Annotated in this window: 14 protein-coding genes; 7 read left to right on the top strand and 7 right to left on the bottom strand. The window is 59.6% G+C overall.

Annotated elements, in window-relative coordinates; genetic code table 11:
* The first annotated feature begins 95 nt into the window (after positions 1 to 95).
* The 4 genes from argF to K6U75_12375 all read left to right on the top strand — a co-directional run bounded on the left by argF (position 96) and on the right by K6U75_12375 (position 4,150).
* Positions 96 to 1,520 (top strand): ornithine carbamoyltransferase, encoded by a 1,425-nt coding sequence (gene argF, locus K6U75_12390; protein ID MCL6475837.1) that lies wholly within the window; start codon positions 96 to 98, stop codon positions 1,518 to 1,520.
* A gap of 2 nt (positions 1,521 to 1,522) precedes the next feature.
* The gene (locus K6U75_12385) at positions 1,523 to 2,416 is read left to right on the top strand and encodes a glycosyltransferase (protein MCL6475836.1); all 894 of its coding nucleotides are present in this window, start codon (positions 1,523 to 1,525) and stop codon (positions 2,414 to 2,416) included.
* A 239-nt stretch (positions 2,417 to 2,655) separates the two neighbouring features.
* Positions 2,656 to 3,117, top strand: a complete 462-nt coding sequence (locus K6U75_12380) for a YbhB/YbcL family Raf kinase inhibitor-like protein (GenBank protein MCL6475835.1) — start codon at positions 2,656 to 2,658, stop codon at positions 3,115 to 3,117.
* 10 nt (positions 3,118 to 3,127) lie between these two features.
* The gene (locus K6U75_12375) at positions 3,128 to 4,150 is read left to right on the top strand and encodes a hypothetical protein (GenBank protein ID MCL6475834.1); all 1,023 of its coding nucleotides are present in this window, start codon (positions 3,128 to 3,130) and stop codon (positions 4,148 to 4,150) included.
* An 11-nt stretch (positions 4,151 to 4,161) separates the two neighbouring features.
* Here K6U75_12375 and K6U75_12370 read toward each other — a convergent pair whose 3' ends face one another.
* The 4 genes from K6U75_12370 to K6U75_12355 form a co-directional block, all read right to left on the bottom strand.
* A complete protein-coding gene (locus K6U75_12370; GenBank protein ID MCL6475833.1) occupies positions 4,162 to 5,181 on the bottom strand; it encodes a D-2-hydroxyacid dehydrogenase in 1,020 nt (339 codons plus the stop codon).
* A gap of 45 nt (positions 5,182 to 5,226) precedes the next feature.
* Positions 5,227 to 6,207, bottom strand: coding sequence for an acetylxylan esterase (locus K6U75_12365; protein MCL6475832.1), 981 nt, complete (start codon positions 6,205 to 6,207; stop codon positions 5,227 to 5,229).
* Positions 6,185 to 7,420: a hypothetical protein gene (locus tag K6U75_12360; GenBank protein ID MCL6475831.1), complete on the bottom strand. Its 1,236-nt coding sequence runs from the start codon at positions 7,418 to 7,420 to the stop codon at positions 6,185 to 6,187. Before K6U75_12360 ends, K6U75_12365 begins: the two co-directional genes overlap by 23 nt.
* Positions 7,421 to 7,488: 68 nt before the next feature.
* Positions 7,489 to 8,949, bottom strand: a complete 1,461-nt coding sequence (locus K6U75_12355; GenBank protein MCL6475830.1) for a hypothetical protein — start codon at positions 8,947 to 8,949, stop codon at positions 7,489 to 7,491.
* Between the two features lie 119 nt (positions 8,950 to 9,068).
* On the opposite strand from K6U75_12355, the gene K6U75_12350 reads away from it, so the two are divergent.
* The 3 genes from K6U75_12350 to K6U75_12340 are packed head-to-tail and all read left to right on the top strand — an operon-like array spanning position 9,069 to position 11,117.
* A complete protein-coding gene (locus tag K6U75_12350) occupies positions 9,069 to 10,115 on the top strand; it encodes a LacI family transcriptional regulator (GenBank protein MCL6475829.1) in 1,047 nt (348 codons plus the stop codon).
* A 30-nt stretch (positions 10,116 to 10,145) separates the two neighbouring features.
* Entirely contained in the window at positions 10,146 to 10,898 is a 753-nt protein-coding gene (locus tag K6U75_12345; GenBank protein ID MCL6475828.1) for a DUF1559 domain-containing protein, read from the top strand.
* Between the two features lie 15 nt (positions 10,899 to 10,913).
* On the top strand, positions 10,914 to 11,117 hold the full coding sequence (locus tag K6U75_12340) for a hypothetical protein (protein MCL6475827.1): 204 nt from the start codon (positions 10,914 to 10,916) through the stop codon (positions 11,115 to 11,117).
* Positions 11,118 to 11,289: 172 nt separating this feature from the next.
* Here K6U75_12340 and K6U75_12335 read toward each other — a convergent pair whose 3' ends face one another.
* From K6U75_12335 to K6U75_12325, 3 genes are all read right to left on the bottom strand, one after another.
* A complete protein-coding gene (locus K6U75_12335) occupies positions 11,290 to 12,447 on the bottom strand; it encodes an SLBB domain-containing protein (protein MCL6475826.1) in 1,158 nt (385 codons plus the stop codon).
* A 155-nt stretch (positions 12,448 to 12,602) separates the two neighbouring features.
* Positions 12,603 to 13,859: a serpin family protein gene (locus tag K6U75_12330; protein ID MCL6475825.1), complete on the bottom strand. Its 1,257-nt coding sequence runs from the start codon at positions 13,857 to 13,859 to the stop codon at positions 12,603 to 12,605.
* 101 nt (positions 13,860 to 13,960) lie between these two features.
* Positions 13,961 to 14,860 (bottom strand): cobalamin-binding protein, encoded by a 900-nt coding sequence (locus tag K6U75_12325; protein MCL6475824.1) that lies wholly within the window; start codon positions 14,858 to 14,860, stop codon positions 13,961 to 13,963.

The raw sequence follows: 14,860 nt of genomic DNA, 5'->3' as shown, positions 1-14,860 counted from the left end.
CCTCCTACCGGGTGCGGGTTGCAGCCCCCGTACGTTGCACCCACAGACGTAGAGAGGATACAATAAACTATCCCAAACGGGCGAGGTGAAACAGTATGCCTATGTGGGCACGATTCAGTGAGGGCGCACGCAGGGTCATCTTCTATGCGCAGGAAGAGGCGTTACGCCTTGGCGAGACCTTCGTGAGCACCGAACACCTGTTGCTGGCATTGACGCGGGATGCGGAATCCGCGGCAGCGCGCGTTCTCGAGCAGCTGGGTGTCAGCCTCTCGCAGTTGCGCATCGAGGTGGAGAAGCGGGTGACGCTCGGACCGAGCAAGGTGGGTCACGAAACGCAGCTCACCCCGCGCGCCAAGCGCGTGATTGACCTTGCGTACGAAGAAGCGCGTCACTTCAACGACCACTACATCGGCACGGAGCACCTGTTGCTGGGGCTCATCCGCGAAGCAGAGGGGCTGGCAGGGCAGATACTGAAAGCAAAGGGAATAGACCTCGAGCGCACGCGCATCGCCATCAAAGCGCTGAGACAGGGAGAGACTTTACCTTCTGCACAGGTCACCGTGTCGCGGACAGACGTGCTGCGCGGCTTGCACGGGCGCGACCTGATCGGCATCAACGACCTCACCTCCGAAGAGTGCATCGCCGTGCTGCAGCTGGCGGCGGAGATGAAGCAGACCACACGCGTGGGTGGAGAGGTGATTCGCTGGAAGCGTCCCCATCTGCTGGCGATGATTTTCGAAAAACCGTCCCTGCGCACCCGCTTCACCTTTGAAGCGGCGATGGTGCAGCTGGGAGGACACGCCATCTATCTCTCGCCCAACGAAATCGGGCTGGGCAAGCGCGAGAGCGTGGCGGATGTGGCGCGCAATCTGGAGCGGTGGTGTCAGGCTATCATGGCGCGTGTGTTCGCACACCAGACACTGATAGAGCTCGCGGAGAACGCAAAGGTTCCCGTCATCAACGCCCTCAGCGACCTCGAACACCCCTGTCAGGCGCTAGCCGACTTCCAGACGCTGATCGAGCATAAGGGCGAGGCGAAGGGCAAGCATCTGGTGTTCGTGGGTGATGGCAACAATGTGGCGCACAGCCTGATGCTGCTGGCGGCGAAGCTGGGAACGCATTTCACCATCGCCTGCCCCGAAGGCTACGAGCCGAACGCGCACATCCTGAATCTGGCGCGGGAAATCGCCGCCGCTACTGGCGCGTTGATCACAGTAATGCGCGACCCGAAGGAGGCAGTACGCACCGCCGACGCCATCTATACCGACGTGTGGGCGAGCATGGGACAGGAACATGAGGCGGAACAGCGCAAGCAGGTGTTCATGCCGTATCAGGTGAATGCCGACCTGCTGAAGGCGGCGAAGCCGGGCGCGATGGTGATGCACTGCCTGCCCGCGCACCGCGGCGAGGAGATTACCGATGAGGTGATAGACGGAGCGCAGTCGGTGGTGTTTGACCAGGCAGAAAACCGCCTGCACGCGCAGAAGGCGGTGCTCGCCGCGCTGATTGGGGACTGGTAACGATGCCCCTCGTGAGCGTGGTGGTTACCAGCTACAACCACGCGCGTTACTTACCGCAGGCGATAGAGAGCGTGCTGGCGCAGACCTTCACGGACATCGAGGTGGTCGCCATCGACGACGCCAGCCAGGACGAATCGCCCGCCATCCTGCAGCGCTATGCCGACCGCGTGAAGGTGATCCAGCACCCGACGAACCGCGGCACCTATGCCTCCCTGAACGAGGGGATTGCGCTCACGAGTGCACCCTGCGTCGCTATCCTGAACTCCGACGACATCTGGCTGCCTGAAAAGCTGGAGAAGCAGGTCGCGGTGATGGAGAGTGATGCGCGCATCGGGCTGGCGCACACCGCCTTCCGCCCGATCGACGCGGACGGGAACCCCATCAAGGGCAATCCGCTGGGGGTGCGCTTTCCCCCGAACCCTCAGGGCGACCTGCTCACGGATCTCCTCACACGCAACCTGTTCATTACCTCCTCCGTGCTGTTTCGGCGGGAATGCCTCGAGCGGTGCGGATGGTTCGAGGAAGGTCTCTTCGGAATGGGCGACTGGGATATGTGGCTGCGCATCGCGGAGCACTACCGCATCGGTTATGTGCCCGAAGTGCTGACCCTGTATCGTATTCACGGACAGAACACCATGTACCAGCGCCAGCGCATGCTTGCGGACGACCTGTGGATTCACGAAGAGCGCATCCGCAAGCGTATCCCTGAGCTGCTTCGGCGCAACGGCTGGCAGATGAGACGTGCGCTGGGTATCGCGCTGGCGGCGCTGGGCGTCATCTACAGCCAGATGGGCGAGCGAGGCAAGGCGTTCGGGGCAGTGACGCAGAGCCTGAAGCTTTACCCCTGGCGGCTGAAGACGTGGCTGCGGTTGTTGATGAGCTTTACAGCCCGGTAACCTGCCTGTTGCAGGGGGAGGCTCCCGCCGAGCCGTCGGCTTTTCAGGCACGCGCATTTTCGGCGTTGCGATCCGACAGGAGAGGCGTACACCCCTCACGAAATGGATAGTATACCGATGGCAACTCGCCTCGTGAGAGGTACCGAACCATGCGCACCGTTTGGGGTCTGATGGTTTCCGCGCTACTGCTGGCTGCGTGCCAGAGCAAGCAACCATCCATGCAAGGGGGAGGTGGTAAAATGGACATCCGCCTGACCAGCACCGCCTTTACCGAAGGAGGCACCATTCCCAGAAAACACACCTGCGACGGCGCTGACGTGTCGCCTCCGCTCGCCTGGGACAACGTGCCCGAGGGCACCAGAAGCTTCGCGCTCATCTGCGATGACCCGGATGCCCCCATGGGTACCTGGGTGCACTGGGTGCTGTTTAACCTGCCAGCCGATGCCCGCAGCCTGCCCGAAGCGGTGCCCCCCGAGAAGGAACTGCCCGGCGGCGCACGACAGGGCACGAACGACTTCCGCAAAATCGGTTACGGTGGACCCTGCCCACCGCCCGGCAAACCCCATCGCTACTTCTTCAAGCTGTACGCACTGGATACCACGCTGGACCTGCCTGCGGGCAGCACCAAAGCACAGGTAGTGAAGGCGATGGAAGGGCATGTGCTGGCGGAAGGGCAACTGATGGGCAAATACGGCAGGTAGGGAGGAAATCGTGAAAGACACGCTGGTGGGGGTGTATTACTTCGCGGGCTGGTGGCGCGAACAACCGAATAAATGGTTGACGGAGGGACGTGACTGGCGCACGGATTATCCAGACCGGGTGCCTTTGCTGGGAGAATATGTAGAGGCGCCCACCCTGGAACGCGAGATAGAAGCCGCTGCCAGCCACGGGGTGGACTTTTTCCAGATACTCTGGTATCCGCAGAACAAGCCAGATATACACCCCCACCTTTCTCGTCTCAACGATGGACTGCGATTCTTTACCACTTCCCGCAACGCCAGCAAGATGTACTTTACGCTGGAATACGTGAATCATGACCCCTTCAGCCTGACCAGTGATGCGGACTGGGACGCCGCCTGCGTGGAATGGGCAGGCGCGCTGCGCCACCGCAGTTACCTCCGGGTGGGCGGAAGACCTGTATTCAAAATCCACAGCCTGCACCACTTTCTGCAGCAGAACGAGGGCGATGTGCGCAAGGTAGCGCAGCGTGTGGAGCGGTTGCGCCGGCTCATGCAGAGCGCGGGTGTGCCCAATCCGCTGGTTGGTGCGGGGGTGATGGCAACTGGCGTGCCGAAGGGCGATGTGGTTGCGCCTTTCGACTACCTGACCACTTACATGGACTTGCCGAACCTGCCTCAACGGCCGGAGCCCTACCCGTATACTCCGCTGCTGGCGATGGCAGAGGAAGCGTGGGAGCGCTACGCAACGGAAAGCGAAAAACCCTACGTGCCCTACCTGCCCGCCGGGTGGGACCCTCGCCCATGGAAAGACCCTCGAGCCAGCTTCGCCTTCCCCAGCCGCGAGCAGTGGAGAGACGCCCTTATCCGGGTCAAGGACGCCCTGCAGAAGCACGACAGACTGGGTTATCCCAGGATAGGCGGCAGGCAAAAAGCGTTTTTGATTTACGCATGGAACGAATACGGCGAGGGTGGCGTTGTGGCACCCACCCGCGGCGAGGGATACATGAAACTGGAGGCTATCCGCGAAGTGTTCGGAGGAGCTTCAGGACGATAGTCCCTGCGCCTTCAATACCCCGCCTGCTTGTCCACGACGTTCACCATGGAGGCGAGGTCATTGGCGAGGAAGGCGTGCAGGTTGCGCAGGAATATCTCCGCCGCCCGGGTGCCATAATGTGGAGTCACCCCCGACACATGCGGGCTGATAATCACGTTCGGCAGATGCCACAGAGGGCTGTTAGCGGGCAGCGGCTCAGGGTCAAACACATCCAGCCCCGCTCCAGCGATCCACCCCTCCTGCAGGGCGCGTATCAGTGCTGGCTCATCGACGACCGCGCCGCGCGAGATGTTTATCAGGATGGCATCGCGGCGCATCTGGCGCAGTTGCGTCTCGCCAATCAGGTGCCGCGTTTCGCGCGTTAACGGCACACACAGCACCACATACTCACTCTCACGCAGCAGGTCGGAAAGCTGCGACGGGGGCAATAGCACGTCCACATACTCCGGGCACGGTTGAGGGCGTCGCCGCGTTGCCATCACGCGCATGCCCATTGCTTTACCGCGTTCCGCCACTGCCGCGCCGATGGCGCCCAGACCGACAACGCCGAGAGTCGCGCCATAGATTTCGCGCACCTGTTCGCGAAAGCCGTCGCGGTTCCATTCCGCCTGCATCTGCTGGCGCACGCACCGATGCAAACCCCGCGCGAACATCAGCATCATACCGAACACATGCTCTGCGATGGGGATGGCATGCACGCCGCTGGCGTTCGTCAGGATGATGTCGCTCGCCAGCAGTTCGGGAGACAGGGAGCCTTCGATACCCGCACCCAGAAACTGCACCCAGCGCAGACGTCGGCAATGGGGAAGCCACTCTCGCGCAAAATGCCCGCATACCATCACCTCCGCCTGCGCCAGCACATCGGGACGCAGCTCCTCTGGCGGAATGACCGTCCACTCCACCCGCTGGCTGGCGAGTTCGTCCTGCTGGCAGCGACCCAGAAACTGCTCGTGAATCCTCCAGCCGGGCGAGCAGGTAAGCAATACTTGAACTCTTGTGGCGCTGGAAATCGCCATGTCAGTCAGATACAACGCCCTTGACCATCATAACCGCGACGCAATGTTGTGGTTTGGCTTCTACTGGCTGGTCGCCAGGAGATGCTTGCTCAACCACTCGTCTACCTTGCGCAGCACCGCATCGGGCTGAGGCATGTGACCACCTTCCAGCCACAGGATTTCCTTTGGCTCCTTGGCAGCCGCGAAGAGCCGCTCGGTGCACTCTTTGGGCACAATCTGGTCATCTTTGCCGTTAATCATCAGCAGAGGACGAGGCGAGATGCGCGCCACCCAGTTCACCGGGTCCATCGGGCCCACCAGCTCGTTGATTTTCTGCGGGTTCTTGAACAGTTCAGGGTTTTTCTCACGCAGCTGCACCGCGTTGGGGTGCTGGCTGTTGGCGAAAAGATAGCCCCAGTCCCCGCCAGCCACGATCAGGATAGGTGCCTGCACGCGCTCATCCACTCCAGCGAGAATACCACCCAGAATGCCTCCCATGCTCAGCCCGATGTAGCCGATGCGCTTGGCATCTATCTCCCGTCGGCTCTGCAGGAAGTCGATGCCGCGACGCAGGTCAATTACCGTCTGGATGAAAGCATCGCGGTTGCGGTAAATATACGGGCTGAGGATGTCACTGCCCGGTTGCTTGCGGTCGCCGTGATACTCCGCGTCGATGGCAAAGGTGGCGATGCCGCGCATAGCGAACGCCGGCACCAGCATCTGCAGACCGTTTTTGTCGCCGCCGTAGCCGTGCATGATCATCACGCAGGGGTAGGGAGACGTCCCCGTCGTGGGCACACACCACCAGGCAGGGACTCGTTTGTCGTGCACGCTGTTATACTGTACACGGTAAATGATATAGCCGTTACCGCGCTGCTGTTCTTTGACCTCCGCCTGGAGAGGGTAGTCCCTGTCGTAGGCGTAGAGCTGCTCGTAAGGTAACATACGCGCCGTTTCCGCGTTTTGTGTGCGGGCGCACCCGGCTGCAATCACCAGCAACAGCAGCAGCAGCGCGCGACAGGCACAAGCAAACAGCCCGTCAATGCGATACATGGTCTTCATCTTCTCCCTCCTCAACGGCTTCCGCAGCGAAGGTCATCATTTGGACTGCCATTGCAGTCAGAGCGCGTACCGCTTCTGTTCGCCAGAATGGGCGGTCGGTTCGTTCCTTCAACTCGCGCCAGAGCGCTTTCAGCCAGGCTGCGCCATTATGGTCTCCTCCCAGCAGGTGGATGCCTCCCAAAACCGGCAACATGAAAAGAAGCAAGCCACGCAGGCTTTCATCCGGGAAAAGCCACTGCTGGAGTTTCTCCGCGATTTGCCGGTTGCGCTGCTCTTCGGTCTGCGTGGGCAACAGAATAGGGCTCTGCATCTCTTTAGCCGCCCTCTCCATCACGTCCAACAACCTGTCGGGGGGAGGCAGGTATGGCATCAATGCGTTGAGTGCTTCCACTGTCGGCTCCGGACGGGTGTCGGGAGTTACCAGAGAGCTGACTGCCCAGCTGGTCTCGGCATCGGAGATGCTGTCCCAGGGTGGCGACACAGTTTCCTCTGGAGACTCCGGCAGACGCCCCCAGTAATAGGCGGCATGTGGCGGCATCGGCTTCAAGTCGCGAAGGGTGCGCCGGCGGCATTCGTGCGCAACGGTAATCGCCCATCCGAGGGGCAAACGCACAAAACGGTTGGGCGTTTCCTGCTGAGCCTGCTGTATCCAGGGATAGCGCAACGGGTTGTCCAGACATTCCTGATACAGGTCGCGCACACCTTCGTCGACCATAGAAGCATCCACGAGATAACCGTGTTCATCGATAAACAGATTGAACACCGCTTTCTGCCCCGAAGCGTGCTGCATGAAGAAGCGTAAATGAAGAGCGTACCAATCCTCCCCCTCATAGGGCGATGAAGCAAACGCCTCCTGCAACACCCATTGCGCCGAGGTGTCCGTCGATTCTCGCTGGAGGGTAGTACCGGCCGCCAGAGTTTGCACCGATACCCCTCGTCGGCGCAGTTCGAACATCGCCTGCTTCACCGCCCGCCGCAATGCACCGCTCACCCCAACCCCTTCCACCAAATAAGCCAGCAAGGTAGCGTATTCGGGTTGTGTGCCCATCCAACGCACCGCGGCAAGTTGTTCCTCCATCGGGAGGTTCAACAACTGGCCCGCCACCTGCGCCAGCTGCGGTGCGCTCGCCTCCGAGACGCCGCGTGCCGGTTCCAGCAGGCTCACGGTGCTTTCCGATGGCGGCGATACCGTCTGGCTCTTACGATTTGCCATCCGTGTGCCCTCTCCCTTTTCCATATGCCGTTATATTTACCTGCAGGGGTGATTGTTTCCTGCCCGCCCTACAAAGAGGTCAACGTCACCACACTGCGCGGCGGAATAACCACCTCCCTGTTAGCTTTCACCGCAGGCTGACAGGCAAGGTCATGCTCGGCGGAGGTAATGAACAGGCTCCATTGCTCCACTTTTTGACCTGCATCCAATCTCAGAAGGGCCTCCTTTTCGCCACGATGAACCACCACGCAGACCAGGCGCGGACTGCGGGTTTGTGTGTAGGCGGAAATCAGCAGATGCTCCTCCACTTCCGATGGCTCGGCGTGCACCCGCACCGCACCCGGGCGGATAAACCGGCTGAAGTTTCCCAGCACCCACAGCGTTTTGGATGGCAGGATGTTTTGCTGTCCTGTCTGTCTATAATCCGTGTAAATCAGTCCGTCTTTATAGTCGTAGGGCGAAACCGCGAGCCACCAGTGCCATGCAGAAGCGTTGGCAGCGGTGAGGTCGTAATGTATCACCCGCGCCACGCGCAGGGCGGTATCCATACCGAGGTCGCGCCGATGTTCCATCACGCAGTACTCGGTCTGCCAGTATGGCGCGCCGGGAGCGTAGCGGTCAATGTTCTCGCGCACGGTTCGCCGCAGGTCTTTTAGCAGGTGCAGGCTAGAATCGGTCCAGTAAGAGTGTGCGCAGAGGCGATTGCCCACTTTGCGTCGTATCTCGGCGTCGCCCAGCAGCTCACGAATGTACTGACCATACATCCCCCAACCTTTGGAGCGATTGCCGTGTGTGTAGGCGGCTCTGGCATCCTCGATTCGTGCCCAACGGCGGTAAATTTCGTCATCCAGCAGGGAGACCAGCTCGCCCGCTTCGGGCACCACGATTTCGGTGGCAAGTCTGCGAGAGCGGATCTCCGCATACAGGGCGTGTATCACGCGCTTCAGGTCCTCGTTGTTGTAACGGCACCCTTCCTGACCACCCTCCCACTCCCAGTTCGGCTCGTTGACGGGGCTGATATAGTGAAAGGGTAGCCCTTCTTTGGCGAAATGTTCCAGAACATCAGCGAGGAAGCGCGCGAAATGAGGCTCGTAGCCAGGCTTGAGATTGGTAGAACCCGATTGTTTATCACAGTGCGCATGTCCGTTCTTCGTCATCCACACGGGCGGGCTGTACACACAGGCAAGGAATCGCTCCACACCCCGTTTCTTTGCCGCGCGCAGGAACCACTGCTGCCCGGCGTGTTTGCTCCAGTCATACTCCGCATCTTCAGAGGCTTTGAACACCTCCGCCCCCCGCCAGGGGTCCCACAGCTGGTCGGTGAGCGCACCACCTGCGCCGATGTTGAACCGCCACAGCGACAACCCGATGCCCTTCTCTCGCGAAAAGAGCAGGTCTGCCAGTATGTTCTTGCTGGCTTCAGTCCATTCTTTGCCGATGGGGTCCAGGCTCCACGTGCCCGATGCCCCAAAATTCTCGATGCGCTGATAACGCCGGGTAGTGTCGATGTGAACCATTAACTCGGGCATGCACGTGCGTCCTTTCTATTATTTTTCGAAAAATTCGCTAAAATACTTTAGCAAACCTCTTGACAGCGTAGCAACATGGGGCTATAATGATGCTAAAGTATTTTAGCAAGGGGAAAGCGATGTCCCTTCCATCCCGAAGAAGAACTCGGGCAACGCTCGACGAGGTCGCAAAGCGGGCGGGTGTCTCCCGCACCACCGCCTCGCTGGTGCTCAGCGGCAAAGCTGCTACGCATCGCATTTCGGAGGAAACGCATCAGCGCGTGAAAGAGGCAGCACAGGAGCTGGACTACAGCCCTAACCTGCTGGTGCGGTCGATGCAACGTGGGCGCACACACATTCTGTCGTTCTTCAACGCGTTCCGCTTGCGCACTGAAAACGACCTCTACATGGACAGGTTGTCTACCGCTATCGAGCGTGCAGCGGGTAAGCTCGGCTACGATGTGCTGGTGCATTGTGACTTCAGCCGACCGCCAGAGGAGACGTACCGCTTTTTGAATGGCGGACGCGCCGATGGATTGCTATTATTTGCCCCTTTGCCCGACGATCCCCTGTTGCCTCTGCTCAGGCGTTCACGTTTGCCGGTGGTACTGATAAACGCACGCGACAGCGAAGGCGTCTTGCCCTCCGTACGCGATGATGTGCACAGTGGAATGAGGCAAGTCGCTGAAGCCCTTGTCGCGTTGGGACACCGGCACATCGCTGCCATGATTGAGGAGGGAAACGACTTTCGGGACGCCATCCCGCGCGCTCGTTTGCTTCAGCAGTACCTTCGCACGCTTGGAAGCGACCTTCCTGACCAGCGCGTTTTCAGCTACTGGAGTGAGGGGCAAAGGGTCCTGGAGCACCTTCTGCACGAACCGCAGTCCCCCACGGCGATATTCTGCTGGCGTGACTGGCTGGCGTACCGCCTGCTGGAAGATTGTGACCGTTTCGGCATCGAGGTACCCGCCAAGCTCTCGGTGATCGGCTATGATGGTCTGCACTGGCCCGCCACCACACGCCATATCGCTGCCTCGGTATACGTCGACCTGGATGCGCTGGCGGAATCCGCCGTCCGCCTCCTGCATCAGTACATCACCGGAGAGCGGGACGACTACGCCGACGTCACCATACCGGTGCAGCTTCGCTACGGAACCACGCTGGATGTCGCACCGGCTTCCAGCTGAGATAAATCATCACAAGGAGGGAGAAAAACCATGCGAGTCAGTACTCAACGGCGAGACCAGAGGCAAGCGTTTACCCTGATCGAACTGCTTGTGGTCATCGCCATCATCGCCATTCTGGCGGCGATCCTCTTCCCGGTGTTCGCACAGGCACGGGAGAAAGCGCGCGCGACCACCTGTCTGTCCAACATGAAACAAATCATGCTGGGCGAGCTGATGTACACACAGGACTATGACGAGGTACACAGCTGGACATGGGGGTGGTACCCCACGTGGGTGCCCTGGCACCAGCAGATACATCCCTATGTGAAAAACCAGCAGGTGTGGAAGTGCCCCAGCGATGCATGGGGGCGCGGACAGGACGCAGTGGACAACACCAAACCCGCTATCCCGGTTACCTACAGCCAAAACTTCCGCTGGCCTGAAAGCGACTGGGGATGGGATTCCAATTCCTACAGCTTCCGGATGTCACCTGCCGCCTCGGCGGAGTCGACCATTGTGAGCCCGGCAACCACCATCTTCGTCGCGGAACGCCCGAACTGGTATCACCAGTGGAGCGTCGGCTGGGCGACGGAGGTCTTCTGGGACTACAACGAGTTCAACATGCAGGGCGGTGGAGCCACCATCCACTCGCAGGGTAGCAACTACGCGATGTGCGATGGACATGTGAAGTGGATGCGCAGGGACCAAACCACCCAGCCCATCGGCAACCAGACCACTGACCCGGCACGGCGTGATCCGCCTAACGGACCCTGGCCCAATGGCATGTGGGACAAGCGACAGTAACAGCGAGGTGAGCCGGTGAAAAAAGAGGTCAGCCCTGCGGTAGCGATTGCGCTGGTAGTAGTGGTTGTCGCGATTATCCTCGGGGCGTACTACTATTTGAGTGCGCCGCGCCCGCCGAAAGGCGCAAAGTATACGCCCGGTGTGCCACCGTGGATGGAACAGGGGGGGTCGTATAAACCGACACCGGATTATCCCCCGGCAACGAACACTACCCGGTAGCGGCACCGGCCGAGGATGTACCGCATTCGCACCTTACCATCTGGAGGGCGAGGCTCCTGCCGAGCCGTCGAACACCTCCCCGCCCGCGGGGAGGCTGAGTGGGGGTCGGCTCACCGGGAGGTTCGCCCTCCAGTGATTGCGCAGGAAGAGGAGGCACGTCCTCCTCGCTTCCCTACCTTCGCCTCAGCAGCCACGCGAGGCTTGCGATAGCCGACAGCATCGATAACGCCGTACTCAGGTTGAACTGTTCGCGCGGACGCTCTGCCACCACAATCTGGTCATTCGGCTCGAGATAGGGGTCGTCGGCTTTGCCTTCCTCGATCTCGCCGAAATTGACCTTCAGGGTCTGCCTTTTACCCGAACCGGGTACCGCCCGAAGGATTTTGATGTCCCACTTGCGGGCGAACGGGCTGAAACCTCCTGCCTGTCCGATGGCTTCGCTCAGGCGCATTCGCCCCACCAGCGGCACCGGACCGGGGCGGTTCACCCCACCAAATACGGAAACGGTCACCGCCTCCTGAACGGTTGGCACCAGAATACGGTCGCCGTTTTTCAGCACCACCTGCTTGGCAGGGTCCTGCGACATGGCGTCGTTGTAGTTGACAGGGTTCTCCTCTGTTTGCCCCTCATGGCGGATGGTGATACGGGTGTTGTCGGCGTTTGGCAGCAGCCCGCCTGCCTGCAAAATCGCTTCGCGGAAAGTGCTACCTTCTTGCAGCGTAAGCACCCCCGGACGCGCTACCGCTCCCGTGACGAAAACGCTCATCATCTGCTTGGCGGGCACGAGAATCACGTCGTCGGGCATAATCTCCACGTTGGCGGTGGGGTCACCGAACTTGATGAACCGCTCCAAATCCAGAGTCATCTCCGCAGGGGCAGGTTGCTTGCGGGTGAGTTTGATTCGAGCCAGGTCCGCGCTCTGCTCCGGCTCAGCAGTCTGAATGACCTCGATCAGGCGGGTGGGCATATTCTCGCGCAGCGGAACTTTTCCGCCCTTGCGCACCGCACCGGTTACCGTCACGTAGCGCGGGAACCGCTCCAAGATGACCACGGTCACCACAGGGTCGACGTAGTACTTTCTGAGCATCTCTGTGAGCTTTTTGGTTAAGCCCTCTTCGGTCTCCCCGGCGACTTTGATAGACCCCAGCAGAGGCATCTTGATATAGCCGCTATCGTCTACCTTATATTGGCCGCTGATGTCCTTATCGCCGACGAGGGTAATGCCCAGCGTATCCCCCGCGCCGATGCGAACAGGCTCGTTTTGCGCCAGCACCGACGAAATGGCGAGAATCGCCATGAACAGGGTGAAAAGAATCGTCACGCGCTTCATAGGCGGCGGAACCCCCTTCTTGTGGCTTGAAAATCTGCGCACAGATGTATTGTACCTCTCTTTGCCCTACGATGTTGCCATCGACACTCGCGAAATCGCGGGTCTCTCACCATATTATCGGTCAAACACACGCCGGTGCGTAGTGGTTCACCCGGCTATGGCTCATACACCGCACCCATGAACAGCACCATACCGGTGCGGGATTCGCGAATGGCGCAGAAGAACGGCCGGTCCACCACCATCTTAAAGGGTGGGCGAGGCTGTTGCACAGAGGTGATGCCCACCTGCACGGAGGTGACCGCAGCCGCTTCGGTGCCCTCTTCGTCCACCTCCACGATTGCTTTGTGGTGAACCTTCTCGAGGAACAGGTCTCGCTCGTCACGCATACCGGTGAAGTCCGCGCGGTCGGGTTCGAAAGCCACCGCCATTCCCATTTCCTTCAGGGCGTCGTTTAGCGTCTTCTCATAATCCATTTTGAAGCGGGGCAGCTGCAGGTCGCCCTCTGCAGGAACCAATCGAGATGTCCACGCCTTCCATCTTTCCGAATTCAGTGATTCCAGCCATTCGTTCAGGCTTGTGCCTTCGTCAGGCAGGACAATCACCATGCTGATCCGCCCCTCACCGTACGGCAGGCTTACCATCTGGAAGTTTTCTCCCTTCAGGTAGGGGAACTTGCCCGTTTGCGCCATCATCGGCACGCGCTTCTGCTCGCCGTTTGCCAGATGGAAGGGCTTCTCCTGTGTCAGGGATTTGTCGAAAGGCTTCTGCCACTTGCCATGGAAGTAGATAGCGTTGATGAGGAACATCACCGTGCGCGGCGAGATGTTATCGACTATCTTCTTGATTTTGCCTTTCGTGCTGGTGTCTACCCAGCGGTTGATGGACTGAGGCGCCTCAGGGTCGGCGAAGTCCAGCACGCTCACCTGCGCCCCGAAGTAACGGCGGTTGGTCTCCAAAAACTGCTGTTTGAAGGCGATGCCCTGCCGCGCCCACAGCGAGTTCGCGATGGTCAGTTCTACTTTGGCGTCTGCGCTCTGCAGGTCCTGGCGCAGGTCTGAAGCCGCCTGGTTCAGATCCTCCTTACTCATATTCTGCAGGGACATCACCTTCGCCATTGCTTGCTCGGTTTCGCCTGCTGCGCCGTTGTAGGTCATGGCAAGGGCGAGAGTAATGCTCGCTGGCGAAAGAAACAGATTCTTCTCCCTGTCCGCTTTGCGCAGCTGGTGAAGCAGTGCGAAACCAAACTGGTTGTTTGCGTCTATCAGCCTCGGGTCCACCTTTCTGGTCGTTTCGGTTGCTTTATTGCCGGTGGTAGGTTGCGAGGGTTCGTTACCCACGCCGGTGGTCGGGACGTTACCGCACCCTGCCAGCACCAGGGCAAGCAGGGGCAGATACACATTAACCCGTTTCATGAGGCGCTCCTCCTTGTGTGGATTGCCTTGTGTTAGACGATAGACAGGGGACAAGGGTTATCGGCACATACACGGCAAGCTAAGTCTGTACTACCCTGTGATCACGATAGGCTGCCCCTGTTTGGCTCTAAGGCATTTCTAGCTTGAGATAGCTTGTCAGATAACCATCGCGCTGAGTCTACAAGACGTGGGCCAGGGCGACTAAAGAAGGAACTCCCATCAGCAATGAAAACATTGCCCCTCCTCACAGCTGGTAGCGTCTCCCAACCGCTCCGATTCTGCAATAAGCACATCTCCTGGAGAGTGCGCTGTACCGAGAACCCACAACAAGAGATGACTATCGCCTCAGGTTGCCAATCCACCACCTCTTGCCAGTGCATGCGCCGAGACGGCGTGCCAGCTTGACCATGTCCATCGATCCCTCCAGCTAAAGCAACGAGTTCCGGTATCCAGTGCCCGCAGGTGAAGAGAGGATCAATCCATTCCAAAAAGCTCACCCGCACAGGTGGCAAAAGACTGTTATCCGCCTGAATCTGCTTCAGCTGCTGATGGCAGATATCGACAAGTCTTCGCCCCCGTGCAGGCACTCCAGCTGCTTCGGCGACCGTCATGAAAGTGTCCATGACTTCGGCAAGGGTAGTTGGTTCCAGATTGATTACCTCTGGACGTGGATATAGGTGCTGCACTGCTTCTAATACGGTGCGATGAGAGACCGCACACACCGTACACAGCGCCTGCGTCAGGATAAGGTCGGGCTTGAGGTGTTGTAGCAGATCTACGTCTAGAGTGTAAAGGGTATCATGGGTGCGCAGGATCTCCGAAACCAACCTATCGACGTCACGACTGGGCAGTTGCGACGGAATTAGGCTCTTGGTGACGACAGGCTTATCCTGTACGGCAGGGGGATAATCGCACTCGTGGCTCCTGCCCACAAGGCTATCTCCAAGTCCGAGAGCGTATACTATCTCTGTTGCACTGGGCAAAAGCGAAACAATGCGCAT

The sequence above is a fragment of the Bacillota bacterium genome, assembly GCA_023511455.1.
In the GTDB taxonomy this organism is placed as follows: Bacteria; Armatimonadota; HRBIN16; order HRBIN16; family HRBIN16; genus HRBIN16.
This window is presented reverse-complemented; position numbering and strand designations above follow the sequence as displayed.